This is a genomic window from Sphingomonas sp. (assembly GCF_965227385.1).
Classification (GTDB): domain Bacteria; phylum Pseudomonadota; class Alphaproteobacteria; order Sphingomonadales; family Sphingomonadaceae; genus Sphingomonas.
This window is the reverse complement of record NZ_OZ245750.1, coordinates 2,069,710-2,095,563: the sequence shown is the minus strand read 5'-3', so window position 1 is coordinate 2,095,563 and position 25,854 is coordinate 2,069,710. Positions and strand designations below refer to the sequence as shown.

Genomic DNA, 25,854 nt, shown 5'->3' with positions numbered 1-25,854 from the left:
CATCCATATACGCAGGATTTTTCCTAGACAAGTTGGAAATGAGAACATTTAATGAACACACGAGTCGGGGAGCGGCCCCGTAGCGTGAGGAAGGGCGATGGCGATTCTGGGAAAGATCGAACGATATTTGCGGCAAACCGGCATGCCGCGCACCAAATTCGGGCGGCTGGCGGTCAACGATCCGCGGTTGGTGGACGATCTGCGCAACGGCCGCGATCCCGGCCCGGAACTGCGCGCGCGGATCGAGGCGCAACTGGCGCGACCGCCGGCCGTGGTCCCCCGGGGAGATGCGCGATGAGCCGCGGCCCCGATGCCGGCGTGCTGCTCGAACGCGCCCTGCTCCGCCACGCCATTCAGCAAGGGATCGACCTGACGATCGTCTCGGCCGGCTGGACCCGCTGGGCCAGCGCCACCTTTGCCGGGGCGCGCCACGAGCTGCTCCTAGCCGCTGCGCCCTCCCGCGCAATCGACGCCTGGATCGCCGACCTGCCCGACGCGGAGTTTGCGCTGCGCGGGCATTTGGTGGCGGACCTGACGGTGGAGTCGCACACCCGCATTGGCGATCGCGTCGAGATGGGGATCGGCGTGCTGACGGTGGAAGAGCGCTAACTCAATCCTCCCCCGTCCGGGGGGAGTGGCGCCGAAGGCAACGGAGGGAGAGGATCAGACGATCGCTAGGCCCGCATCGCCATCCGGCGCAGTTCGGACAGCGTGTCCTCCAGCTTGCGCCTGGGGTCGGGGGCAGGTTCGGGCGGAGGCGGCGCGAACTTGCCCAGGCCCTTTTCCAGTCGCTCGAGCAATGCCTGCACGCTTGCCTCGGTCTGGGGCGCCGCGATCGGCGGCGCCATCTCCGGCAAGGGTTCGGGCGGCACGACGGACTCGGGCGTGGCGCGCACCGCAGGGGTCAGTTCGAACGTCTCGAACCGCTCGCTCACATCATAGATCGGCGCGCGCGCGGCGCGGCGGCGCAGCGGACGGACCGGCGGCGGCGGAACCATCGGCACCGCCGGAATGGCATAGGGGTCGAACGCTGCCAGCGGCTGGTCGAGATCGGCGGGCAGTTCCTGAACTTCCGGCAGCGGCGCGTGGATCGGTCGCCCCTCGGACGGCGGTCCCATCGCGATCGCCGGCTCGTCCGGCAGCGCGGCGTCGGAAAGGTCCAGAATATCGGCGACGCTCGGCTCCGCGTCCGGTCCCACCGCCGACACAGGGCGATATTCCGGCATCTCCAGGTCGCTGGCGCGCAGCGGTACGCGCGGTCGCGCGTCGGGATGCGCATCGGCGCGCCGCACGGTCGGGCGCGGCTCGCCCTCCGCCGCGTCAGCCACGCGCGAATCGATCCATGCGATCAGCGCCGACATGCCCATCCACGCGATCAGCGCAATCAGCCCGCCAGTGAACAGCCCGATGCACAACCGCGCCGTCGTACCCAGCGGCGGCTCGGCCGCAGGCACGAACGCGGCGATCCCGCTGGCGAGTACCATGTCCTCCAGCAGCGCGCCGGGCAGCACCAGGCTGGCCAGCACCGCGCAGGCGCCCGCGCCACCGGCGAGCGCAAGCGCCACATTGGGGGTCAGACGTTGAACGAGGGCGTACGCAACCATTTGGATTCCCGTGATCGGGCGTCGATCAATTTTTGGTAAACAGGTTCGTAGCGTGAAATGTTTGACGACCAGTTACGCTCGGTCTCGACCCAGCGCCGCGCCCGCTCTTTCTGTGCGTCCCAGCCGGAGCGATCGGCAAACACCCCCGCCACCGCATCCGCCAGCGCCGCCGGGTCGTCCGGTGGGAACAACGTCCCGGTATCCCCATGACGGATCAGCTCGCGATGGCCGCCGACATCGGACGCCGCGACCAGCCTGTGCTGCGCCATCGCCTCGATCGGTTTGAGCGGCGTCACCAGATCGGTCAGCCGCATGTGCTTGCGGGGGTACACCAGCAGGTCGATCAGCGAATAATAGCGCTCGACCTGCTCGTGCGGCACGCGTCCGACGAAGTGGATCGCATGCGCCGCGCTCGACGCTGCCGCCTGCGCGCGCAACGCCTGTTCCATCGGCCCGCCGCCGACCATCACCAGCCGCGCCCTGGGCCGCTGCGCCAGCAATGCCGGCATCGCCGCGATCAGATCGTCCAGCCCCTCATAGTCGTAGAAGCTGCCGATGAACCCGATCGTATCGGCCCCCTCCAGCCCAAGCTGCGCCGCCAGCGCCGCGTCGCGCGGTACCGGATCGCCGAACAGGTGCAGGTCGACGCCATTGGGCGACACCATGATCTTACCCGCATCGATCCCGCGCGCGATCAGATCGCGCTTCAGCCCCTCGCAGATCACCGCGACCGCATCGACGCGCTGCGCGGCCCAGGTCTCCAGCCCCCGGATCGCGCGATATTTCGCCGACCCCTCGGTCCCGGTGCCGTTGCCGACCGCTGCATCTTCCCAGAAAGCGCGGATTTCATACAGCAGCGGCAAGCCGTAGCGCTTCGCCGCACGCATCGCCGCGAGCGGGTCGATCACCGGCGAGTGCGCGTGGAGGATATCGGGCCGGAACCGCTCGACCACTTCCCCGATCCGCCGTGCGAACGATGCAATCTCCGCCAGCTCGCCGACGACCGGCGGCAATCGCCGCATCTGTTTCGTGCGGTGGAAGTCGATCCCGTCCAGCGTCTCGAACGGTGAATCCCCCGTATGATAACGCGGTCCGGTCACCCCCGCGACGGTCCAGCCGCGCTCCATCTGCGCCTTCAAAATCGCGCGCGTGCGAAAGGTATAACCGCTGTGCAGCGGCAGCGAATGATCAAGGACGTGCAGGATCCGCATGCCGTCCCTCTGCCACGCGATCACTTAACGGCCCGTCAACCGGAGTTGGTTATCCCCGCTCCCACGATGATCGACACGCTGGTTCTCGCGCTGACTCACGGGCTGCTGCTCGTCGTCGCCTGGCGTCTGGTGAACAGCCCGGCAGTCGATGACGACAGCCTGGACGGCAAGCCGCCGCCGCCCAAGCGTGGCTGGAAACGCCCCGGTGCGTGATCTCGCCTTCATCGCATTTCTGGGAGCCATCTTCGCGCTCGGCCTGCGCCGGCCGTTCCTGTTCGTGCTTGCCTATGTCTATATCGACATCGTCTCGCCGCAGCGGATGAGCTATTTCCTGCTCAACGCATTTCCGATTTCGGCGATGGCGGTGGGGTTCGCGGTGCTGTCCTGGCTCGCGATGGACGACAAGCGCGACGTGCGCGTCGCCCCACGCCAGGGACTGATGCTGGCCCTGCTCGGCTGGTGCTATTTCACCACGATCAACGCCGATTTCCCGATCGACGCGGTGTATAAATGGGACTGGGTGTGGAAGGCGCTGGCCTTTGCGATCTTCCTCCCCCTCACCCTGCGCACGCGGCTGCGGATCGAGGCGCTGCTGCTGTTCATGCTGCTTTCGGTCGCGACGATCATCATTGCCGGCGGGGTCAAGACCGCGCTCGGCGGCGGCGGCTATGGCCAGCTCAAGCTGATCGTCGACAACAACTCCGGCCTGTTCGAAGGCAGCATCATTTCCGCGGTGTCGATCTGCCTCATCCCGCTGATCCTGTGGTTCACCAAATATGGCACGATTTTCCCGCCCGACTGGCGCGTAAAGACGTTCGGCTATGCCCTGATTTTCGCCTGCCTGTTGATGCCGGTGGGGACGCAGGCGCGCACCGGCCTGTTGTGCATCGGCCTGCTCGCGGTGCTGATGCTGCGCGACGTCAAGCGGCGCATCCTCTATGTCGCGGGAGCGGGCTTCCTCGCTATCGCCTCGGTCCCATTCCTCCCCGCCAGCTTTACCGAGCGGATGGGCACGATTCAGACCTACCAGTCCGACGCCAGCGCCTCGACCCGGATCGAGGTTTGGAAATGGACCTGGGAGTATGTGAAGACCCACCCGATGGGCGGCGGGTTCGAAGCCTATCGCCAGAACGAGATCAAATACGACAAGATCGAAATTGTCGGCGAAGGCGCCAGCCGCACCGTGGTGCGCACGCCCGAAATCGACAAGTCGCGCGCCTATCACTCGGCCTTTTTCGAGATGCTGGGCGAACAGGGCTGGCCCGGCTTCATCCTGTGGCTGATGATCCATCTCGGTGGTATTTTGCGGATGGAGGTGCTGCGCCGCCGCTATCGCGATACCTCACCCGACAAGGCGTGGATCGCCCCGCTCGCCACCGCGCTTCAGCATGGGCACATCATCTATCTGTTCGGGTCGCTGTTCGTCGGCATCGCGCTCAACCCGTTCGTCTACATGCTGGTCGGCGCCCAGATCGGCCTCGACACCTATCTCGCGCGCAAACGGGCGGAGGAAGGCATCCGCCCGATGGGCCGGAAGCGCACTTCGCCCGCGCCGGCGGCGGCATGATCGGTTAGGACGCGACCATGGCCAGCCTGTTTCTTGTCCGGAACGATAATCCGCGCTTCGCAGCATCCGCGCTGGCGGAGGCGCGTGCAGTGCTGGGCGAGCAAGGCTATCCCGAACCCACCGAGCTTGCCCTGCCCGGCTGGACCCTGCTCCACGTCGCCCACATCATCGCCGGACCCACATCGCTGCTCCAGCGCGGCGACGATCTCGTCGCGGTCGCTGGAACGCTGGTGGCGGACGGCAAGATGGGCGAACCCGCGCTCGCCGCGTTGCGCGAAATGGACCCGTTGGCGCTCGATTGGGACCGGCTCGGCGGCCAGTTCGTCGCGCTCGTCCGGCGCGGGGGCCGCAGCTTCCTGTTCGGCGACTATTTCTCGGCCTTTCAGCTGTTCCACGATGGCGACGACCGCGTCTTCGCCACCACCTTCCTTGCCGCCGCCCGCGCGCTCCCGCGCCTCAGCTTTGACGCGCAGGGCGTGTATGAGCTGGTCTTCAATGTCATGCCGGTCGGCAACGACACGGTGTTCGACCAGCTCAAGACTCTCTCGCCCAACGCCGTCGTCGAGCTGACCGCGACCGGCACCGTCCGGCATGGCGTCGCCAAGCCCCTGCCGGCTGCCCCGAGCGCCGACACGCTGCCCGACCGCATCGCGCGCCACCGCGACCGGCTGCTCGCCATCGTCGGCGCGCATGTCGATGCGCTCGGCGGCAATGTCCGCGCGCCGCTGTCGGGCGGGCTCGATTCGCGCCTCGTCCTCGCCGCGTTGCGCGCGCAAGGCTGCGACCCGCATGTCTATGTCTATGGCGTCCCGGGCGACGAGGATGTCGTCATCGCCCGGCATATCGGCGCTGAACTCGGCTTCCCGATCGAATGGCTCGACAAGGAAGATGGCGTCGTCCCGCCCGACGCCTTTGCCGAACTGGTCGAGCGCAATTTCCGTCAGTTCGACGGCTTGCCGACCTTCGGCAACATTTTCGACAATGGCACCAACGGCGCGGCACAGCTTGCCCGCCATGCCGATGGCGCGCTCGCCGTGTCGGGCGGGTGCGGCGAGATCTACCGCAACTTCTTCTACCTGCCCGACCGTCGCTTCACCGCGCACGACATCGCACAGACCTTCTTCGCCCGCTTCACCCCGGCCGACGCCACCGCGGGCTTCGATCCGCGCGGGTTCATCGACGCGATCGCGGACAAGATAGCCGCATCGCTCGCCCCTCCCGACGCGACCGGCAAGCTTGCGCGCAACCGGGTCGAGCAGATCTACCCCCGCATCCGCTGCCGCGCGCTGTTCGGGCGCGAAATCAGCCTGGAGGCGCGGTTCAGCCCGTACCTCATGCCGTTCCTCGACCATCGCGTGGTGGCAGAGGCGATGACGCTGCCGATGCCGCTCAAATATGCCGGGCGGTTCGAGGCGGCGTTGTTGAACGCGATCGACCCGGTGCTTGCAGCCCAGCCTTCGGCCTATGGCCATGATTTTACGGGGCCGCCCAATCTCGCGCATCGCCGGACCGAATGGCTGACCCGCATCCGCCCGGTCTGGCTGCGCCGCCATACCTATGCGCTGCGCCGCCGCCTCGGCGCGATGGGCGACGAGCATGGCGGCACGCTCACCCCCGATTACATGAGCCGGGTGATCGACCTCGATTTCCCTGCGATGCGCCGCTTCTTCAACCCGGTCTCGATCAACGACAGCGCGGTGTGGCGCCGCATCGCCAATCTCGAATATCTCGCGGCAAGGCTGGGATCGCGCGTGGTGGCGTGACCCCATAACCCTCCCCCCGGCGGGGGAGCGTCAAGCCACTCTCACCCCTCCGCCGGTGCCGGCATCAGCGCATCGTCGAGCGCATTGGCCCGCTGCGCCGCCTCGCGCGCCTGCACCCGTTCGACAAACGCCACGAACGAATCGCGCTTCGGGATCGTCCCGAACTGCGTCCCCCAGCTCAGATGCGCGCCGACATACAGGTCCGCCGCCGTGAAGTGATCCGCGGCCAGCCAGCCGTCACCCGCCGCGCGCACCGCCGTGTCCAGCGCGTCGATCGTCCGGTCGAAATCGCCAAAGCCGAGCATCCCCTGCTTCTGCGGATCATTGCCGACGTCCCATCCCATCGACCGGCTGGTCACCGCCTGCTCCAGCGGCCCCGCCGCAAAGAACAGCCAGCGATAATAGGCCCCCCGCGCATCGACCGGCGGTGCCAGCTTCGCCGCCGGAAACACATCCGCCAGATAGGCGCAGATCGCCGCGCATTCGGTCACCACCACGCCGTCATGCACGATGGTCGGCACCTTCCCCATCGGGTTTACGGCCAGAAATTCAGGCGCGCGCGGGCCGTAGTCGATGACCACCGTGTCATACTCTGCACCCGCCTCCTCAAGCGCCCAGCGCGCGATCCGTCCGCGCGACATCGGGTTGGTATAGAGCGTCAGCGTCATCGTCTTCCCTCCGGGTCCAATAAGAACGAAATAGGAACGAGATCGCAGCGCGGGTCAAGCGCTAAGTCATCCTCCCGCCAGGGGGAGGATGACCAACTCACAGCCCCTTGAACGTCTCCAGCAACCGCGCCCACGCCTTTTCCGCCTGCACCTGATCGTAAACCTGGCTGTCGGGCGGGCACCAGCCATGGTTCGCCGGGTACACCTCGATCTCTGCGGCCAGCCCCGCATCGGCAAACGCCTTGCGCACCAGCTCCTTCTCGTCCGGATTGTGCTTGTCGTCATTCTCGGCGACCGCAAACAGGAAGCGCGCCTTCATCTTTGGCACCAGCAGGTGGGGGCTGTCCGGCTTGTCGGTGGCCAGGCCCCCGCCATGGAACGACCCGCCGGCCTTCACCCGGTCGGGCAGCGCCGCGGCGGTGCGCATCGTGAACGGCCCGCCCATGCAGTATCCGGTGGTGCCGACCCCGCGCTTCTTGTCCACCGCACGTTGCCCGTCGAGCCACGCCACCGCCGCAGTCGCATCGCGCACGACCGCATCGGGGGTGAGCAGCGCGCGCCACGGCCCGATCTTCTCGCGCACGCTCGGCGTCGCATAGCTTTCGCCCGGCTGCAGGAAGCGTCCCTTCACCGACCGGTAAAAGGGGTTGATCGTGAGCACCGCAAAGCCCGATTGCGCCAGCCGCTCGCCCATTTGGCGGAATGCGGGGCGCAGGCCCATCACGTCGGGCCACACCAGCACCGCCGGGTGCCTGCCCTTGTTCGGCGCGGCATAAAATCCATCGGCGGTTCCGTCCGGGGTCTTGAACGTGACGTCCGTCGACTGGATGCCCATGGCATTGGCCGGAGTCGGCAGCAGCGCCATCAGTCCCGCAGCGCCCGCCGCCGCGCCGAATTCGCGCCGGCTGATGCCCTTGATCAGCTGCTCATTGTCGGCGTTGGTCAGATCATCGCACATCGCATCGCTCTCCAGATTCGCTTCCCGGCGCGGCGACGCTAACCTAACCTACCCCGCGATACCACCACGCGCCGTCGCGCACCTCGCGCACCGCCCGTCCTTCGACCTCCAGCCGCCGCAGATGCGCCAGCGTCTCTCCGGTCGCGAGGCCCAGCATGTCGCCGGTGATCGTCCGGCGGAACATCCGCCCGAAGCAGTCGACCGCGCGGCGCGGCTCGACCAGATGCTCGGCGAGGATATCCAGCCGCTTGCGATGCTCGTCACGCAACGCCGCCAGCCGGACATGCAGTCCTGTGAACGGCGCGCCATGCGCCGGGAGCACCAGCAGGTCGTCGGGCAGCTGCAACAGCTTCTCGATCGACGCCAGCCATTCGCCCAGTGGATCGGCCTCGGGCTCGCTCACGCCCAGCGAGACATTGGAGCTGATGCGTGGCAGCACCTGATCCCCCGCGATCAGCACGCCGTCGCCCGCGTTCCACAAACACGCATGTTCCGGGCAATGCCCCGATCCCACCACCACGCGCCACGTCGCATCGCCGATCGCAAGCTCCTCGCCATCGACGATCCGGCGATAGCCCAGCGGCATCTGCGCGACCATGCGACGAAACTGGCCGAAGCCCTTCGCGCTCGCCGCCGCGACCTGCTCGTCGTCCCATCCCGCCGCGCGCCAGAAGGCGATCTGCTCGTCCGGCACCGCGTCGCGCACATCGGCGGTCAGCAGCCGCCCCATCAGCCACTCGCCGCGCGTCATCCAGATCGGCGCATCGAACTTGCGCCCCAGCCATCCGGCAAGGCCGATATGATCGGGATGGAAATGGGTACAGATCACGCGATGCGGCGGCGCGGATGCCAGCGGCTCAACCGCGAACAGCGCGCGCCACGCTTCGACCGACGGATCGACGTTCAGGCCCGTATCGACGATCGTCGTCGCATCGCCATCGGCGACCAGCCAGCAATTGATATGGTCGAGCGGTCCGTCCATCGGAATGCGTACCCAATGCACGCCGCGCGCGACCGCTATCGCCTCTCCCACCGCAGGGGTGCGCTCGCCCAGAGGATAGGTCAGCCCGCGATGACTGGTCGCTACAAAGCTTTCGTCCTGGGTCAGCGAGATATCGGGAGAGATCGCCGGTTCAGCCATACCGGAAACAGTGACGGCGCGGGACCCGCTTGTCGAGTCCGCGCGCCGTCACGATACCGGAAAACCGAAAATGGGGGCGATCAGCTCTTGAACAGCGTATCCCGATCCAGCTCGACGCCCGTCGTCGACTCGCGCGACGCCGCCTCGCGCTCGGCGCGCAGCTGCTCGAGCAGCGCCTCGCGGTCGCCCTCCAGACGGGTGTCGACCGGCGCCTCGATCCCAGCCGCCTTCGCCGCCTTGGCGACCGCAGCGTCCAGCTCGCGCTGGCTGGTCAGGCCCAGCGTGACCGGGTCCTTGGGCACGATATTGGCGATGTTCCAGTGCGAACGATCGCGGATCGCGGCGATGGTGGTACGGGTGGTACCGATCAGCTTGCCGATCGCGCCGTCCGAAATCTCCGGATGGTTGCGGATGATCCAGGCGATGCCGTCGGGCTTGTCCTGGCGCTTGCTGACCGGGGTGTAGCGCGGGCCCTTGGTCCGACGCACCTGCTCGGGCCCCTTGCTCATCTTCAGGCGGTAATCGGGATCGGCCTGACCCTTCTCGATTTCCTCCATCGTCAGCTCGTGCGCGCGCACCGGATCGCGACCGGTCAGCTTGGTCGATGCGGTATCGTCCGCGATCGCCTGCACCTCCAGGATGTGCAGGCCGCAAAAATCGGCGATCTGCTCGAAGCTGAGCGCGGTATTGTCGACCAGCCAGGAAGCGGTCGCATGCGGCATGAGCGGCTGAGCCACGTCAAAGTCTCCAGAAACAATAAGGGCCGCCCTCCACGGGCGGCCGACCACAGGCTCGATCTAGGCAAAAGGACCGATATAGGCAAGGGGTTTGCCCCCGGATTGCCCTGATCCGAAACGGAACCTAGTTTCGGTTCAGGCGTCGTGCCCCGAACAGACTCCGTTTCAGAGAGGATATCAGATGAAAAAGGCCCTTCTCCCGCTCGCCGCCGTTGCCGCGCTCGGTCTCGCCGCATGCAGCGACAAGGCGCAGAACGAAACCGCCGAGGCTGCAGAGGCGATCGGCGCCGACGCGAACGCGACGATGAGCGAGGCGGCTGACGACGTCGAGGCCGCGACCGATGGCGCGCTCAGCACCGCCGAAAACGCGGCAGACCGCGCGGGTGCAGCGATCGAGGAAGGCGCCGACCGCGCCGGCAACGCCGCCGATGCGGCCGAGGACGAACTCGACAAGAACAACTGATTTGTCGCCGGGGCCGTCGCACTGACGGCCCCGCGCATCTCCGGGGGGAACCATGCGCGCCATCATCCTGCTGCCACTCATCCTGCTCGACGCCTGCAACGGCGCCGACGACACGACCGGCGTATCGCCCGATGAGGCTGCGCAGCTCAATGCCGCCGCCGACATGCTTGACGCCAACGCCACCGATGCCGGCGCAGAACCGACCGCCGCAACCGAGTGACGCGTGCCGTCACAGGGTTGACGCACTCCCGATCCAGTGAAAGCCTCGCACGCGTAACGCGTGTGCGGAGGCCGCTATGGATCACGTCGCCCAGTATCGCGAACACGGTTATGCCGTTGTTCGTGGCGTCTTTTCACCGGCAGAGGTTGCGGACATCGCCGCCGCCGTCGATGCCGTACATGCGGAGGGCGTGGCGCATGGCCGCAGCTTCCGGCACGGCAACCTGTTCTACAATGTCCGTCCCGACGACACCGGCACCCCGCTCGTGCCGATGGTGCAATGGCCGTCCTATCACAATGCGGTGCTGGATTCCGTCCGGCTCGACCCGCGCTGGGTCGACCTGCTCTCTCCGCTGATCGGCGGCAAAATCAAACAGATCATCAACCAGCTCCACTGGAAGGCGCCGGGATCGAAGGGCGACTTCGCCTGGCATCAGGATTCGCGCTTCCGCAAGCCCGACGCAGCCTATCGCAATCTGGGCGATTCCTACATCCAGACCGGCCTCGCCATCGATCCGCATACCCGCGCCAGCGGCGCGATGCGGATGATCCCCGACAGCCACCGCAGCGGTCCGCTCGCGCTCGACACATCGACCGAAGTGCTGGGCAACGAGATGACCGACGACGCGCTGCGCACCGCCGGAATCGACCCCGCCAGCGTTATCGATCTGGAGCTGGAGCCCGGCGATGTCGCGATGTGGAGCCCCTATCTGGTCCATGGATCGGGCCGCAACACCGCCGATCACCAGCGCCGCTTCTACATCAACGGCTATGTCCGCGCTGAGGATTGCGACCGCGGCGAATGGGCGTTCCGCGATGGCCGCCCGGTGCCGCTCGGTCCCGAACCGGTGCTGGTCCATTACGAGGCGCTGCACGAGCACCCTGAACCCCATTATGTCTGACCCCGCCTGATGCGTCTGCGCCAGCTGGAGATCGTCCACGCCGTCTATCAGCACGGGTCGATCAGCGCCGCGGCGCGCGCGCTCGGCGTGTCGCAACCCTCGGTTTCGAAAACGCTGCACCATGCCGAGGACAGCCTTGGCCTGCGCCTGTTTCAGCTGTCGCGCGGCCGCCTGATCCCGACCGACGAGGCGCATGCGCTGATGCGGGAGGCCGGAGACCTGTTCGACCGGCTCGGCACGTTGCAGCAGACCGCGCGCAACCTGTCGCACTCCGGCGGCGGGCATGTCCGGCTGGGCATCGTCCCCAGCCTCGCGCTCGACATGGTGCCCCTGGCGATGGCGCAGTTCCGGCGCGACTGGCCGCGCGTGACGTTCGAGGTGCATACGCATCACCATGACGACCTGCTCCGTTCGCTGATCGAGCGCGAGCTGGATCTCGCCATCGCCTACACGCCCCCGCCTCACCCCCGGCTGGCACGTGCGGCGATGGCGGAGGGCGAACTCGTCGTTCAGTACCCCGAGGGCATGTTCCCCGATCCGGGCGAGCGCTTCCCGCTCGAACAGCTCGCCGACCGCGACGTCATCGGCGTCGCCGCCGCCGGGCCGATCGGGGCGGTGCTGACCGAAGCCGCCCGCGCGCGCGGCATCGCCTTTCGCGAAACCGTGTCGGTGCAAACCTTCTTCATCGCCGCCCGCCTTGCCCAGCTCGAGCGCGGCGTCACGGTGATCGACGAATTCACCGCCCGCGCCTGGCGCGCACCGGGCTTTACGTGGCTGCCTACCAACCCGCCGCTGCGCTTCACCATTTCCTGGGTCACGCTGGAGGAGCGCCAGCCGTCGCGCGCGGCCCGCGCCTTCTTGCGCACCTTCCAGCAGGTACTCGAGGAAAACCGCGCCAAGCCATAAACGCAGTCTATACCTAAAGCAGCGATTGCGCGCTTTTCGTCGGCGTCTTGAACTTTAATGTCGCTTTTCACCGCGCGGTTGGAATGTCCGTCCAGCTGCTGCGGGTTGGGGGAGACGCATTCTGATCAACCGGAACCCGGAGCTGGCGGCATGACCGTCCCGCGCGAGGTTATCGTGCTGGGCGCAGGCGTGGTCGGCATGGCGACGGCGCTGACCCTCGCCGAGCGCGGCCACCGCGTCACGGTGATCGATTCCGCGGCCGGTCCCGGCCTCGGCACCTCCTTCGCCAACGGCGCCCAGCTCAGCTATGGCTATACCGATGCACTGGCGAGCCCGTCGACACTGGCGCAGATCCCGCGCGTGCTGCTGGGCCTCGACCGTGCGCTGCGCTTCCATCTCAGGCTCGATCCTGACTTCATCGCCTGGGCGATCGCCTTTCTGCGCAATGGCACCGCGACGCGCTTCCGCGACAACACGATAGCCGGCCTCGACCTTGCCGCCCGCTCGCGCAGCGCGCTGGCCGGGCTTGCCGCGCGCCACGCGCTCGACTTCGGCCATGGCGCGCCGGGCAAGATCCACATCTACCGCAGCGAAGCCTCCTTCGCCGCAGCGCAGGACATGGCCGCGCTCAAGGCCGCGCATGGCATCAGCCAGTCGATCCTCGACCCCGATGGTGCGGTGGCTGCCGAACCGATGCTCGCCCCGATCCGTGAGGCGATGGTCGGCGCGCTGCACACCCGCGACGAAGAGGTCGGCGACCCCCACCGCTTCTGCGTCAGTGCGCACGACGCGCTGCTGCGCGCGGGGGGCAGCTCGATGATGGGAACCGGCGTCGCCCGGATCATCGCCAATGGCGCGGGGCCCGCGATCGTCACCAGCGATGGCGCACGGGTCGGGGCGGACCGCATCATCCTCGCCGCCGGGACCGGATCGGTCGCGCTCGCCCGTCAGCTCGGCGTGCGCCTGCCCATTCAGCCGATGAAGGGCTATTCGATCACCCTGCCTCCCGGCCCCGCCGCGCCGAGCGCGAGCATCACCGACGTTGCCAATCGCGTCGTCTTCGCGCGCATCGGCAATCGCATGCGCATCGCCGGCCTGGCCGAGCTGGGCAAGCGCGACACGCGCGTCGAACCGGCGCGGCTGCGCGTACTGGTCGACAGTGCGCGCGCGGCATTGCCTCACGCCGCCGATTATGACCAAATCGAAACGAGCTGGGCCGGCCTGCGACCGATGACCCCGAACTCGCTTCCGATCACCCGGACCATCGCGCCGGGCGTGATCGCGGCGACCGGGCATGGCGCGCTAGGCTGGACCTACGCCGCCGGCAGCGCAGAACGCGTCGCAGAACTCATCGCAGAGGGGAGCTGAAGGCGCACCAGACGCCAAGGCACATGACAACAGGAAACAGGGAAGACACGACCATGAAGACCACGAACCGGATCGCCAGCCTGTTGGGGAGTATCTCGCTGCTCGCCTCCGCCACCGCCGCCATGGCCCAGGAATCGCCCGCCGACGCGCCGCAGACCGCCGCCGATGTCCAGGAGGATTCGACCGAGGAAGTCGTCGTCATCGGTTCGCAGATCAAGGGCGCGGACGTCGCCGGCGCGCTGCCCGTCACCGTGCTGAACGAAGATGACATCGCCGCCACTGCGGCGACCAGCGGCGATGATCTGTTCCGCTCGATCCCCCAGGCCGGCGACGTCGCCTTCAACGAAAGCCGCGACGCGGGCGGCATCAACGACGCGCGCGGCGACACCGCATCGATCAACCTGCGCGCGCTCGGCACCGGCAACACGCTGGTCCTGCTCAACGGCCGACGCATGGTCCTCCACCCCGGCACGCAGAGCGAGAACCTCGTGCCGGTGCAGAGCGTCAACACCAACACCATCCCCGTGCTCGGCGTGCGTCGGGTCGAAGTGCTGCTCGACGGCGCCGCCGCCATCTACGGCTCGGACGCGGTCGCAGGCGTGATCAACACCGTGCTCAAGGACAATTTCCGCGGCCTGCGCACCACCGCCGAAATCGGCTTCACCGAAGATTCCGGCCAGGTCGAGGCGGAGTTCGCGTTTGAATTCGGCCACCGCTTCAACGGTGGCAAGTCGAACATCTCGGTGTTCGGCTCGTATAACCATCGCGACCCGCTCTACGCGCGCGAACGCCGCAATTCGCAATCGGCCGATCTGCGTCCGCTGGTTGCGGGTACGCCGTTCGCGGGCGACAGCGATTTCGACAACACCTCGGTCGACAGCATCTGGGGCGAGTTCCAGCGGCTGACCAACAGCTTCGTTGCCTCCACCACAACCGCGTCGGTCAACGGCACCTCGCTGACCAGCAGCGGCATCTTCCACATTCAGCCGAACACCAATGACGGGTGCATCGTCGCCAGCGGCTATGCCGGGACCTGCTTCGACAACAGCTCGCTGTCGACCCTGACCTCCGACAATAATCTGAAATACGACATCAACGATGTCCGCACCATTCAGGGGCGCAACGACCGCATCAACCTGTTCGGTTTCTTCAACCATGAATTCGACGGCGGCCTCGAATTCTTCGCCGAGGCGGGATGGTATCGCGCCGATTTTCAGTCGCAGCGCGAGCAGGACACCGCGCTCGCCAGCCAGCGGCTGATCATTCCGGCCAACGGCTACTACAATCCGTTCGGTCCGACCGGCAGCGCGTTCCGCATCCCCGGCCTCAGCGGCGTCGCCGCCTCCGGCGTGCCGATCGAGCTGATCGACTATCGCCCGGTCGATGCCGGCCCGCTGGTGGTGAATGTCCGCAACGACACCACCCGCTTCCTCGCCGGGTTCCGCGGCGAAGTGCTCGGCTTCGACTTCGACAGCGCCGCACTCTATTCGCGCGCGCGCACCGCCGACAGCATGCGCACGGTCAGCCTGACCAAGTTCCAGGAAGCCCTCAGCCGCCTCGACGCGAGCGCGTACAACCCGTTCAACGGCGGCGATCCGCTCAACCCGGGTCGCTATGACAGCACGCCCAACCCGCAAAGCGTCATCGATGGCTTCATGGTCGATATCGGCCGTGTCAGCACGACCGAACTGGCGATGGGCGATTTCAAGATCAGCAAGAACGACCTGTTCACCCTGCCCGGCGGCCGCGTCGGCATGGCGGCGGGCGTCGAGTTCCGCCACGAAACATTTGCCGACGACCGCGACGACCGGCTCGACGGCACGATCCGGTTCGTCGCGCTCGACGGCAGCTCGAACGGCAGCGACACAATGGGCGCCAGCCCGACCCCGGACAGCGGCGGATCGCGCGACACCTTCTCGGGCTTCCTCGAATTCGCGGTGCCTCTGGTCGCGCCCGACATGAACGTGCCGCTGATCCGCTCGCTCGACCTCCAGCTCGCCGGCCGCGTCGAATCCTATCAGGGGTTCAGCACCGTCGCGAAGCCGAAGGTTGCGGCATCCTGGTACCCCTTTGCCAACCTCCAGCTGCGCGGCAGCTGGTCGCAGGGCTTCCGCGCGCCCAACCTGCCACAGCTGTTCGAAAACGGCATCCAGCGTTCGAACACCCGCACCGACTGGATCCGCTGCGAGGCGGACCTGCGCTCGGGCGCGATCGCCAATTTCGACGCGTGCTCGCGCAGCCAGGGCGTGGTCAGCAACCGGTCGGGCAGCCAGGATCTGAAGCCGGAGGAATCCGACAACCTCTCGGTCGGCGGCACCTTCCAGCTCAACATGGGCAAGGCCGGACGCCTGACCTTCACCGCCGATTACTGGGAAATCCGGCAAAAGAACGTGATCGGCCTGTTCGGCGACGGCAACGCGCTGATCCTCGACTACCTGCTGCGCCTGCAGGGGTCGTCCAACCCGAACGTCCAGCGTGTCGCGCCGACCCAGGCGGACATCGACGCGGTCGCCGGCACCGGAATCGCCCCGGTCGGGCGCATCGTCCAGGTGATCGACAACTACACCAACCTCTCGCCGCGTTCGGTGCGCGGCTATGACCTTGGCGTCTATTACCAGGTCAAGGACACCGGCATCGGCGACTTCAGCGTCCGCGTGAACGCCGCACGCCTGCTCGAATTCTATCAGGTGCCCGGTCCGGCGGCGCAGGCGCTGGTCGACGCACAGGCGGCGGGGACGATCGATTCGTCGATCATCATTGCCGGCGCGCAGGATCTGATCGAGCAGAACGGTCGTCCGAAATGGCGCGCCTCGGCCAGCGTCACCTGGCGCTATGACGGCTTCGGCATCGGCTATTATGGCGGCTATGTCGGCGCGGTGGACGATACCTCGGCCTCGCTCGCGGACGGCACCCGCTTCCGCGTTGACGACTACATGACGCACAGCCTGTACGCACAATATGAGGTGGATGGCGGTCCGATGGACAATCTCCGCCTGCGCGTGGGCGCGCGCAACCTGTTCAACACGCTCGCCCCGATCGCCGATAACAGCAACGGCTATATCGGCGACCTCTACAGCAACCGCGGCCGCCAGATCTATTTCTCGATCAGCAAGCGGTTCTGATGCGAACAGCCGTCCGCGTCATGGCGGCCCCGCTCCTGCTCCTGCCCCTTGGGGCAGGTCAGGACCGGGTCCCCGCACCCCGCACGATCGATCTGGTCATCACCAATGGCCAGGTCATCGACGGCACCGGCACCCCGGCGCGGGTGGCGGAGATCGGCGTGGACGGCGACCGCATCCTCTATATCGGCCAGCGTCCGCATGGGGTCACCGCGCGGCGCACCCTCGACGCCCGGGGCCTCACCGTCACCCCCGGCTTCATCGACCCCCACACGCACAGCGGCCCCGACGCCCGCGCGCCCGATGCGATGCGGCGTCAGCTCGCCAACCACCTGCTGCAGGGCGTCACCAGCATCGCCATCGGCAATGACGGCGGCGGCGAGGCGGACATCGCGGGCCTGTTCGCGCGCCTCTCCGCCAACCCCACCGGTCCCAATGTCGCCAGCTTCACCGGCTTCGGCACGATCCGGCTGCAAGTCGTCGGCAACCGCGATCGCGCGCCGACCTCCGCCGAACTCGAACAGATGCAGGCTCACGTCGCCCGCGCCATGTGCGACGGCGCGCTCGGCCTATCCGCCGGGCTCTATTACGCCCCGCAAAGCTTCGCAAAGACCGGCGAAGTCGCCGCGCTCGCCAGCGTCGCGGGCCGCTTCAACGGCATCTACGAAACCCATCTGCGCGACGAGGGCAGCGCGAGCATCGGCCTGATCCCCGCGATCGACGAAGCCATCGCCATCGCCCGCGACGGCAGGCTCCCGCTGCACATCGCGCATATCAAGGCGCTCGGCGCGGATGTTCAGGGCATGGCCCCCAAGGTCATTGCCCATATCGCCACCGCGCAGAAATCCGGCGTCGCCATCACCGCCGACCAATATCCGTGGGAAGCCTCCAGCACCTCGCTCGCCGCCGCGCTCGTGCCCCGCCGCGCGCAGGATGGCGGCGCACCCGCGATGGTCGCCAACCTCAAGGCGCTCGAACCGCAACTCCGCAAGGAGATGGCCGAACAACTGCGCATCCGCGGCGGCGCGCACGCGATCCTGATGGTCAGCGGCCCGCATAAGGGCCAGCGGCTCGATGCGCTCGCCACGCAATGGAAGCGCGACCCGCTCGACGCCGCCGCGCGCATCCTGATCGCCGATCCCGGCACCAGCATCGCCAGCTTCAACATGACGCAGCGCGACATCGACGCCTTTGCGCGCCAGAGCTGGGTCGTCGGCAGCTCCGACGCCACCAGCGGCCACCCCCGCCGCATGGGCAGCTTCGCGCGCGGCTGGCGCATGTTCGTGCGTCAGGCAAAGCTGATGACGCCCGAACGCTTCGTCCAGCGCTCCTCGGCCCAGACCGCGCAGATTCTGGGCCTGCCCGATCGCGGCGTCCTCGCCCCCGGCAAGTTCGCCGACATCGCGATCCTCGATCCCGCCACCTACGCCGAACGCGCCACCTATGACCGGCCCGACCTCCCCAGCACCGGCGTCCGCTACGTGCTGGTCAACGGCCGCCTCGCGGTGGACAAGGGCCAGCTCACCGGCACCCTCGCCGGCCGCCCGCTGCCCAAACCGCGCCAAACCGAATGGACCTGCCCCGCATGACCGACACGACCCTGTTCGATCCCGCCGAACGCCGCGGCCCGATCAAGCGCGCCTTTGCCTGGTGGTTCGGCGTCGCGCTGTGGAAGCGCATTCTCGCCGCGCTGGTCCTCGGCGCAGCGGTGGGTCTCGCCTGGGGTGAGGGCGCGACGTCGATCGGCTGGATCGGCACCGCCTTCGTCCGCCTGATCCGCATGCTGGTCGTGCCACTGGTGTTCCTCACGATCGCCTCGGGCGTCGCCGCGCTCGCCGACCCGAAGCGGCTCGGCAGCATCGGCGTCAAGACGCTGGCGATGTATGTCTTCACCACCGCACTCGCGGTCACCACCGGCCTGATCGTCGCCACGCTGATCGCCCCCGGCCTCGGCGCGAGCTTTGCCGGCGCGATTCCCAAGGCGATGGGCACCCCGCCCGACACCGCGCAGATGTTCATGGAAATCATCCCCGACAATCCGATCGGCGCGATGGCAGAGGGCAAGACGCTCGCGGTGATCTTCTTCGCGATCCTCGTCGGCGCGGGCGTGATCGCGGCGGGCAAGGGCGCGGAGCCAGTGCGCCAGCTGCTCAACGCCGGTTCCGAAGTCATGCTCCGCATCGTCGGCTTCGTGATGGAAACCGCTCCGTTCGGCGTGTTTGCCCTCATCGCGGTCGTCATGGGCACCACCGGCCCGTCCAGCTTCATCGCGGTGCTCAAGCTTGGCCTGTGCGTCGTCGTCGGCTCGGCGATCGTCACGCTGCTGATCCACGGCCTGATCGTCGTGCGGCTGATGGCGTGGCTGTCGCCGCTCCCCTTCTTCCGCGGCATTGCCGATGCGATCATGGTCGGCTTCTCGACCTCGTCCAGCAGCGCCACCCTCCCGGTCGCGATCCGCGTTGCCGAGCGTAACCTTGGCGTTTCGCCCCCCGTCGCATCGACCGTGCTTCCGCTGGGCGCAACGATCGGCATGGACGGCGCGGCGATGTATGTCGCGATGCTTACGCTGTTTTCGGCACAGGCATTCGGCGTCGACCTGCAGCTCGCCGATTATCTGGTCATCGCCGCGACCACGACCATCGTCGCCATGGGCGTCGCCCCGGTCCCGTCGGGCTCGCTGTTCGTGCTCGCCGCCGTGCTCCACGCGATCGGCATCACGCCGGAGCAGACCGCGATCGTCGTCGGCTTCATCCTTCCCTTCGACCGCATCCTCGACATGATCCGCACCATCCCCAACGTCACCTCCGACCTCTCGATCGCGACCGCGGTCGCCCGCTGGGAGGGCGAGATGGACGTGGATCGCTACAATTCGAAAGACGATGTTTGAGGCCGATTACTCAAGGCCAAGAATCGATGAAACGGACCCCGCCCATGTTCCTGCGTAACCTCACCCTCGCCCTCGCCACCTTCGCGCTCGCGCTGCCCGTCCCGGTCGCCGCGCAGAGCCGCCACCTCCTCGAATATCCCTCGATCCACTCGCCGGTCGTCGGCACGCGCGGGATGGTGGTCAGCCAGAACGAGATGGCGAGCAGCGTCGGCGCGCAGATATTGCGCGACGGCGGCAACGCGGTGGACGCGGCGGTCGCAGTTGCCTTCGCGCTCGCCGTAACCCTGCCACGCGCAGGCAATGTCGGCGGCGATGGCTTCATCACCGTCTATGACGCCAGGTCGAAACAGGTCCGCGTGATCGATTTCCGCGGCATCGCCCCGCGCGCCGCGACCGCCGCAATGTTCGTCGATAACAAGGGCAAGGAACGCGGCATCGCCTCCTATGGTTATCTCGCCCCCTCGGTCCCGGGCAGCGTCGCCGGTCTCGAGCACGCGCACCGCAAATGGGGCAAGCTCCCCTGGGCCAAGGTCGTCGAACCCGCGCTCCGCCTCGCCCGCGACGGCGTCAAGCTCACCGCCGACGAAGCCTTCGTCTTCGGCTGGGGCCGTGAGCGCCTGAGCAACAGCGTCTCGGGCAAGGCAACCTTCTACAAGCCCGATGGCAGCCTCTATGCCAAGGACGATGTGCTGAAACAGCCCGACCTCGCCTGGACGCTGGGCGAGATCCAGAAGGGCGGCGCCAAGGCCTTCTACACCGGCGAAATCGCCCGCCGCATCGTCGCGGACATGAAGGCCAATGGCGGCCTGATCACGCTGGAGGACCTCGCCGCCTACAAGCCGGTCGAGCGCGACCCGCTGGTCGGCAGCTATCGCGGCTATACCGTCTACACCCCGCCCCCGGCCAGCGCGGGCGGCGCGACCCTGCTCAACATCCTCAACATCCTCGAGCAGTTCGACCTGAAAGCCGCAGGGCAAGGCAGCGCCGCCTCGCTCCACCTCCTCGCCGAAACGATGAAGCTCGCTTATGCCGACCGCTACCGCGTGCTCGGCGACCCGGCCTTCGTCACCGCCCCGGTCAAGGGCTTCACGTCAAAGGCCTATGCCGCCGAACGCGCAAAGCTGATCTCGACCGACAGGGTGATCCCCGGTGCCGACGCTCCGGTCGGCGATCCGCTCAAGTTCGAAAGCCCGTCGACCACCCACCTTTCGGTCGCGGATGCCGATGGCAATGCCGTTTCGCTCACCACCACGCTCGGCTCGGACTTCGGCTCGGGCGTGATGATCGCGCGCACCGGCATCCTGCTCAACAACCAGATGAACAATTTCAGCCATGAACAGGCGTGGGAGGCACAGCGCACCGGCACCCCGCCCCCGCTCAACGCGATGGCGCCGGGCAAGCGCATGCTGTCCACGATGATGCCGACGATCATCTTCAAGGGCGACAAGCCCTGGCTCGTCACCGGCACGCCGGGCGGCAGCACGATCCCGACCACGGTGGTTCAGGTGGTCGTCAACGCGATCGACTATGGCCTGAACGTCGATGAGGCGACCCACCGCCCGCGCATCTATCAGGGCAACAATGCGTCGTTGCGCGTTGAACCCGGCTTCAACCCTGACACGGTTGCGGCGCTCAAGGCAAAGGGGCATCGCATCACTTCGGACGAAACCATGGGAAGCGCGCACTCGATCATGATCACCGACAATCTCTTCCTCGGCGCCGCCGACCCCCGCCGCCCTGGCGCAAAGGCCATCGAACCATGAAGCTGACCCGCGCCCATTTCCTGCTCGCGCTGGCCGCGGCGGGCCTCACCGCCTGCGCCCCGCGCGGTGCGGTCGAGACCGCCGCCCCCGCGCCCGTCGCCGCGCCCGAGCGCCAGGCCTTCGTCGCCGCCGCCCACCCGCTCGCGGTCGAGGCTGGCCTGAATGTCCTGCGCAAGGGCGGCAGCGCGGTCGACGCCGCGGTCGCGGTGCAGGCGATGCTCAGCCTGGTCGAGCCGCAGAGCAGCGGTCTTGGCGGCGGCGCATTCATGGTCCGCTACGACGCGAAGTCCAAAGCCGTCACCGTCTATGACGGCCGCGAAACCGCCCCGGCGGGTGCCACCCCCGACATGCTGATGGGCCCAGACGGCAAGCCGCTGTCCTTCCGCACCGCCGTCCTGTCGGGACGCGCCACCGGCGTCCCCGGCGTCGTGCGCATGATGGCACTGGCGCAGGGCCAGCATGGCAAGCTCAAATGGCGCGAGCTGTTCACCGATGCGGAGCAGACCGCCGCCAACGGCTTCACCGTGACCGCTCGGCTCGGCCGCTTCGTCAATTCCGGCGGCCCGCAGGCGAACACCCCGGACTCGCTCGCCTATTTCCGCAACGCCGATGGCAGCAAGATCAAGGCGGGCGACACGCTGCGCAACCCCGCCTACGCCGCCTTCCTCCGCCGCCTCGCCGCGCAAGGGCCGGACGCGATGTACCGGGGCGAAACCGCCCGCCGCATCGTCGCCCGCGTTCGCGAAGGCGATCTCGCCAGCTCCATGACCGAGGCGGATCTCGCCGCCTACAAGCCGGTCGTGCGCGAAGGCCTGTGCAACCCCTACCGCAGCTACATCCTCTGCGCCCCGCCCCCGCCCTCCTCGGGCGTCGGCCTGTTGCAGCTGATGGCGATGATCGAGCGCACCGACATCGCATCGCGCGGCCCCAAGGACCCCGTCGCTTGGGTGAAGTACGCCGAGGCCAGCCGACTGATGTACGCCGACCGCGACGCCTATGTCGGCGATGTCGCGACGGTCCCGGTCAAGGGCATGCTCGACCCCACCTATGTCGCCAGCCGCGCCGCGCTGATCGGCGACCGCGCCGGTCCCGCACCCAGCGCCGGCACGCCCCCCGGCGCCATCGCCGCGCGCATCGACGCCACCAAAGAAGTCGCCGGAACCTCGCACTTCATCGTCATCGACGGTGACGGCAACGCGGTGTCGATGACCACCACGGTTGAAAGCTTCTTCGGCACCGGGCGCATGGTCGACGGCTTCTTCCTCAACAACCAGATGACCGATTTCTCGTTCGTACCGACCGGCCCGAACGTGATAGCCCCCGGCAAGCGCCCGCGCTCGTCGATGGTGCCCACGGTCATCCTGAACCCCGACCGCAGCCTGGCCGGCGCGATCGGATCGCCCGGCGGCAACGCGATCCTGGGTTACGTGTCCAAGGCTTTGGTCGGCATAATCGACTGGAAACTCCCCGTCGCCGACGCCATCGCGCTCCCCAACCTCGTCGCACGCGGCGGCAGCTTCAATGGCGAGGCGGACAAGTTCAGCCCCGACCTCCGCGCCGCCATGGCCGAACGCGGCGTCACGGTGCGCGGCGGCACCGGCGAGGATTCGGGCCTGCACGGCGTCATGATCCGCAACGGCAAGGTCGACGGCGGCGCCGATCCCCGCCGCGACGGCGTCGCGAAAACCATCACTTTGCCAGCGAGGAAATAGGATGCGTTTGTCTGTAGCCCCCATCGCCCTGATCATCGCCGCCCCCGTCGCCGCCCAGCAGGTGCAGGTCGAGGAAGTCCAGTTCCTCAGCCGGGACGGCAAGACGCAGGTCAAGGGCTACCTGTTCAAGCCCGCCAACGCCCCCGCCAAGGCACCGGCGGTGGTGATGATGCACGGTCGCGGCGGCGCCTATTCGTCGCTGGCGAAGGGCAAGTACGACGCCACCACCCTCGCCTCACGCCACAAGGCATGGGGCAAATTGCTGGCCGAGAACGGCTATCTCGCGCTGATGGTCGATGACTTCGGCGCGGTCGGCCACCCCACCGGCTTTGCCGCCGGCACCTATGCCGATCGCCCACCCGAAGTGGACGAAGTCAATTTCCGCCCGCTCCACGCCTATGGCGCGCTCCGCTACCTCCAGTCGCGCCCCGATATCGTGCCCAACCGCGTCGCCCTGCTCGGCTGGTCCAACGGCGCCAGCGCCACGCTCGCCGCGATGGCCGACGACAAGCCCGGCGACATGCGCAAGATCGGCTTCGCCGCCGGCGTCGCGCTCTACCCCGGCTGCGGCCTCAAGAAGCGCTTCGACAAGGACGGCTACAAACCCTACCACCCCGTCCGCGTCTTCATGGGCACGGCGGATGAAGAGGTCTCGCCCAAGCTCTGCGAAACCTTCGTCGCGCGCAGCAAGGGCAACGGCCACGACATCGCCCTGCGCATGTTCGAAGGCGCGACGCACAGCTACGACACCCCCACCAAATCCCGCCAGTCGGTCGAGGCAAACGTGACGGCAAAGGCTGCGACGGAGGCCGATATCCTCGCCTCCCTGGCCGAGCGGCTGAAGACGTAAAATCCTCCCCGGAACGGGGAGGGGGACCATGCGCAGCATGGTGGAGGGGGCTCACGGCAAGCGATTCCGTTGCCTCGGGCCCCCTCCGTCGGCGCTACGCGCTGCCAGCTCCCCGTTCCGAGGAGGAATTGCACCGCAACCCCCTTGCCCCCACCCCCCGGCATACGCCAAAGCCCCCAGCGATGACCGCCCGTATCGACATGGGACTCGACAGCGGCGGCAACCCGGTTGCCGTCGATCTGGAGGAGTTGCTCGCCACCCGTCTGCTCGTTCAGGGCAATTCGGGCTCGGGCAAGTCGCACCTTTTGCGCCGCCTGCTCGAAGGCAGCGCCGCTTACGTGCAGCAGGTCGTGGTCGACCCGGAGGGCGATTTCGTCAGCCTCTCCGAAGCCTTCGGCCATATTGCGGTCGACGCCGCCGAATACAGCCTCACCGAACTCGCCCGCCTTGCGCTCCGCGTCCGCGAACACCGCGCGTCGGTGGTCCTCAACCTTGAGGGACTCGAGATCGACGGCCAGATGCGCGCCGCCGCCGCCTTCCTCTCGGCGCTGTTCGACGCCCCGCGCGAACATTGGTATCCGGTCCTCACCGTCGTCGACGAAGCCCAGCTCTTCGCCCCCGCCGCCGCCGGCGAAGTGACCGAGGAAGCCCGCCGCACCTCGCTCGCCGCGATGACCAACCTCATGTGCCGCGGCCGCAAGCGCGGCCTCGCCGGCGTCATCGCCACCCAGCGCCTCGCCAAGCTCGCCAAGAATGTCGCCGCCGAAGCGTCGAACTTCCTGATGGGCCGCACCTTTCTCGACATCGACATGTCCCGCGCCGCCGACCTGCTCGGCATGGACCGGCGTCAGGCCGACACGATCCGCGACCTCGCGCGCGGCGAGTTCCTCGCGCTCGGCCCGGCGATCACCCGTCGCCCGATCAGCGTGCGGATCGGCGCGGTGCAAACCGGATCAAAGGCGGTGAGCCCCAAGCTCACCCCGCTCCCGACCGCCCCGACCGAAGACATGCGCGACATGCTCTTCGCCCCGCCGACCGAGGACGAGCTGCCACCCCCGCCGCCGCCAGCGCCGGTGCCGATGGCCGACCTGATGCGCGCCGTCGCCATCCCCGCGCCCGCCCCGGTCCCCGACATGCCGGTGCTGGAGGAAGGCGAGCAGGAAGATATCCGCCGCGCGATCCTCGCCGAAATCGGTGCCGAAGACAGCCGCGCGCCGCTCGCCACGATCTTTCAGGATTATGGCGTGCGCTGCAAAATGCGCGGCGTCGATGCGGGGCTCGACCTGCCCGCGTTCCGCAGCGCGCTCGCGCTCGCCCGCGCCGGCATCACCGATCGCACCGGCTGGGACGACGCGCTCACCCTCGCGGCCTCCTTGCCCGAGGAGATGCTTGCCCCCTTCCTCGGCATCGCCAAGGCGGCGCGCGCCGGTGAACCCTGCCCCTCGGACGCGCGGATCGCCGCGCTCTACGGCACCAGCTCGATGGGCCGCGCCAAGCGCATGATGGCGCATATCGAGGAAAAGGGCCTGATCGTCGCGCGCACAGACCTGTCCGGCAAGCGCAGCGTCAGCCTCCCCCATCTCGGCTGGACCACCGCGCCATCCTGGCCCGATCCCGCCAAGCCCCCGCCGGTCGGCCGCACCGCGGTGCGCGCAGCCGAACGTGCGAAGCTGCTCTAATGACACGCTAATCCTCCCTCGCCAGGGGGAGGATAAAGCCTCAGGCCAGCACCAGCCCCACCATCACCAGCACCGCGCACGCCCCGATCGCCTCGACATAGGCGCACCACCGGACCGCCGGCTCAGGCGCCAACGCCTCAGCCGGCGTCTCGCGAAACAGTTCGGTAGCGGTATCAATTAGCGACATCCGCATGACATCCTCCCCACAGGAAGACTCATGCTGCGCTTCGTCCCCGGCGCTGTCGAGTCACAGAATCGTCATAGGGGTTTGCACGTACCCAAAACAGGATTTCGCAAATCGCCCTCGTCGCCGGCCCCGGCTATTCTCGCGCTCGCC

The 25,854-nt window shown here is 67.7% G+C and carries 24 protein-coding genes; 17 read left to right on the top strand and 7 right to left on the bottom strand.

Annotation, left to right across the window (positions count from 1 at the left end):
* Positions 1 to 97: 97 nt before the first annotated feature.
* Together ACO05N_RS10085 and ACO05N_RS10080 are read left to right on the top strand one after the other, a co-directional pair.
* Positions 98 to 298, top strand: coding sequence for a hypothetical protein (locus tag ACO05N_RS10085; protein WP_422056978.1), 201 nt, complete (start codon positions 98 to 100; stop codon positions 296 to 298).
* Positions 295 to 609 (top strand): hypothetical protein, encoded by a 315-nt coding sequence (locus ACO05N_RS10080; RefSeq protein ID WP_422056977.1) that lies wholly within the window; start codon positions 295 to 297, stop codon positions 607 to 609. Before ACO05N_RS10085 ends, ACO05N_RS10080 begins: the two co-directional genes overlap by 4 nt.
* A 65-nt stretch (positions 610 to 674) precedes the next feature.
* On the opposite strand, the gene ACO05N_RS10075 is transcribed toward ACO05N_RS10080, so the two are convergent.
* Together ACO05N_RS10075 and ACO05N_RS10070 are read right to left on the bottom strand one after the other, a co-directional pair.
* The gene (locus ACO05N_RS10075; protein WP_422056976.1) at positions 675 to 1,565 is read right to left on the bottom strand and encodes a hypothetical protein; all 891 of its coding nucleotides are present in this window, start codon (positions 1,563 to 1,565) and stop codon (positions 675 to 677) included.
* Positions 1,566 to 1,573: 8 nt separating this feature from the next.
* Complete coding sequence (locus ACO05N_RS10070) at positions 1,574 to 2,815, bottom strand: TIGR04063 family PEP-CTERM/XrtA system glycosyltransferase (RefSeq protein ID WP_422056975.1); 1,242 nt, start codon at positions 2,813 to 2,815, stop codon at positions 1,574 to 1,576.
* Between the two features lie 45 nt (positions 2,816 to 2,860).
* On the opposite strand from ACO05N_RS10070, the gene ACO05N_RS10065 reads away from it, so the two are divergent.
* Genes ACO05N_RS10065 through ACO05N_RS10055 form a run of 3 tightly spaced genes read left to right on the top strand, consistent with a single transcriptional unit; the run spans position 2,861 to position 6,145 of the window.
* On the top strand, positions 2,861 to 3,028 hold the full coding sequence (locus ACO05N_RS10065) for a hypothetical protein (protein ID WP_422056974.1): 168 nt from the start codon (positions 2,861 to 2,863) through the stop codon (positions 3,026 to 3,028).
* A complete protein-coding gene (locus ACO05N_RS10060; RefSeq protein ID WP_422056973.1) occupies positions 3,021 to 4,382 on the top strand; it encodes a putative O-glycosylation ligase, exosortase A system-associated in 1,362 nt (453 codons plus the stop codon). The genes ACO05N_RS10065 and ACO05N_RS10060 overlap by 8 nt, the downstream gene beginning before the upstream one ends.
* A gap of 17 nt (positions 4,383 to 4,399) precedes the next feature.
* A complete protein-coding gene (locus tag ACO05N_RS10055) occupies positions 4,400 to 6,145 on the top strand; it encodes a hypothetical protein (RefSeq protein WP_422056972.1) in 1,746 nt (581 codons plus the stop codon).
* A gap of 41 nt (positions 6,146 to 6,186) precedes the next feature.
* Here ACO05N_RS10055 and ACO05N_RS10050 read toward each other — a convergent pair whose 3' ends face one another.
* From ACO05N_RS10050 to ACO05N_RS10035, 4 genes are all read right to left on the bottom strand, one after another.
* Positions 6,187 to 6,813, bottom strand: a complete 627-nt coding sequence (locus ACO05N_RS10050; RefSeq protein WP_422056971.1) for a glutathione S-transferase family protein — start codon at positions 6,811 to 6,813, stop codon at positions 6,187 to 6,189.
* Between the two features lie 97 nt (positions 6,814 to 6,910).
* Entirely contained in the window at positions 6,911 to 7,771 is an 861-nt protein-coding gene (locus ACO05N_RS10045; protein ID WP_422056970.1) for a dienelactone hydrolase family protein, read from the bottom strand.
* A 43-nt stretch (positions 7,772 to 7,814) separates the two neighbouring features.
* Positions 7,815 to 8,912 carry an MBL fold metallo-hydrolase gene (locus tag ACO05N_RS10040; RefSeq protein WP_422056969.1) on the bottom strand — a complete coding sequence of 366 codons (1,098 nt, stop codon included), beginning with the start codon at positions 8,910 to 8,912 and terminating at the stop codon, positions 7,815 to 7,817.
* 80 nt (positions 8,913 to 8,992) lie between these two features.
* Positions 8,993 to 9,649, bottom strand: a complete 657-nt coding sequence (locus tag ACO05N_RS10035) for a DUF1013 domain-containing protein (RefSeq protein WP_422056968.1) — start codon at positions 9,647 to 9,649, stop codon at positions 8,993 to 8,995.
* Positions 9,650 to 9,830: 181 nt separating this feature from the next.
* Between ACO05N_RS10035 and ACO05N_RS10030 the strand changes: the two genes are divergently transcribed.
* From ACO05N_RS10030 to ACO05N_RS09975, 12 genes are all read left to right on the top strand, one after another.
* Complete coding sequence (locus ACO05N_RS10030; protein WP_422056967.1) at positions 9,831 to 10,112, top strand: hypothetical protein; 282 nt, start codon at positions 9,831 to 9,833, stop codon at positions 10,110 to 10,112.
* A 52-nt stretch (positions 10,113 to 10,164) separates the two neighbouring features.
* Positions 10,165 to 10,332, top strand: coding sequence for a hypothetical protein (locus ACO05N_RS10025; RefSeq protein WP_422056966.1), 168 nt, complete (start codon positions 10,165 to 10,167; stop codon positions 10,330 to 10,332).
* Between the two features lie 76 nt (positions 10,333 to 10,408).
* Positions 10,409 to 11,233: a phytanoyl-CoA dioxygenase family protein gene (locus ACO05N_RS10020; RefSeq protein ID WP_422056965.1), complete on the top strand. Its 825-nt coding sequence runs from the start codon at positions 10,409 to 10,411 to the stop codon at positions 11,231 to 11,233.
* Positions 11,234 to 11,242: 9 nt separating this feature from the next.
* Positions 11,243 to 12,139: a LysR family transcriptional regulator gene (locus ACO05N_RS10015; protein WP_422056964.1), complete on the top strand. Its 897-nt coding sequence runs from the start codon at positions 11,243 to 11,245 to the stop codon at positions 12,137 to 12,139.
* A 150-nt stretch (positions 12,140 to 12,289) separates the two neighbouring features.
* On the top strand, positions 12,290 to 13,507 hold the full coding sequence (locus ACO05N_RS10010; RefSeq protein WP_422056963.1) for an FAD-dependent oxidoreductase: 1,218 nt from the start codon (positions 12,290 to 12,292) through the stop codon (positions 13,505 to 13,507).
* Between the two features lie 53 nt (positions 13,508 to 13,560).
* Positions 13,561 to 16,629, top strand: coding sequence for a TonB-dependent receptor domain-containing protein (locus ACO05N_RS10005; protein WP_422056962.1), 3,069 nt, complete (start codon positions 13,561 to 13,563; stop codon positions 16,627 to 16,629).
* Positions 16,629 to 18,215 (top strand): N-acyl-D-amino-acid deacylase family protein, encoded by a 1,587-nt coding sequence (locus ACO05N_RS10000; protein WP_422056961.1) that lies wholly within the window; start codon positions 16,629 to 16,631, stop codon positions 18,213 to 18,215. Before ACO05N_RS10005 ends, ACO05N_RS10000 begins: the two co-directional genes overlap by 1 nt.
* Complete coding sequence (locus ACO05N_RS09995; RefSeq protein ID WP_422056960.1) at positions 18,212 to 19,513, top strand: dicarboxylate/amino acid:cation symporter; 1,302 nt, start codon at positions 18,212 to 18,214, stop codon at positions 19,511 to 19,513. The genes ACO05N_RS10000 and ACO05N_RS09995 overlap by 4 nt, the downstream gene beginning before the upstream one ends.
* Before the next feature lie 44 nt (positions 19,514 to 19,557).
* Positions 19,558 to 21,276 carry a gamma-glutamyltransferase gene (gene ggt / locus ACO05N_RS09990; protein WP_422056959.1) on the top strand — a complete coding sequence of 573 codons (1,719 nt, stop codon included), beginning with the start codon at positions 19,558 to 19,560 and terminating at the stop codon, positions 21,274 to 21,276.
* The gene (locus tag ACO05N_RS09985; protein ID WP_422056958.1) at positions 21,273 to 22,988 is read left to right on the top strand and encodes a gamma-glutamyltransferase family protein; all 1,716 of its coding nucleotides are present in this window, start codon (positions 21,273 to 21,275) and stop codon (positions 22,986 to 22,988) included. The genes ggt and ACO05N_RS09985 overlap by 4 nt, the downstream gene beginning before the upstream one ends.
* A 1-nt stretch (position 22,989) precedes the next feature.
* On the top strand, positions 22,990 to 23,838 hold the full coding sequence (locus tag ACO05N_RS09980) for a dienelactone hydrolase family protein (RefSeq protein WP_422056957.1): 849 nt from the start codon (positions 22,990 to 22,992) through the stop codon (positions 23,836 to 23,838).
* A 182-nt stretch (positions 23,839 to 24,020) separates the two neighbouring features.
* Positions 24,021 to 25,517 (top strand): helicase HerA domain-containing protein, encoded by a 1,497-nt coding sequence (locus ACO05N_RS09975; protein WP_422056956.1) that lies wholly within the window; start codon positions 24,021 to 24,023, stop codon positions 25,515 to 25,517.
* 40 nt (positions 25,518 to 25,557) lie between these two features.
* Here ACO05N_RS09975 and ACO05N_RS09970 read toward each other — a convergent pair whose 3' ends face one another.
* Positions 25,558 to 25,710, bottom strand: a complete 153-nt coding sequence (locus ACO05N_RS09970) for a hypothetical protein (RefSeq protein ID WP_422056955.1) — start codon at positions 25,708 to 25,710, stop codon at positions 25,558 to 25,560.
* Positions 25,711 to 25,854: the final 144 nt, after the last annotated feature.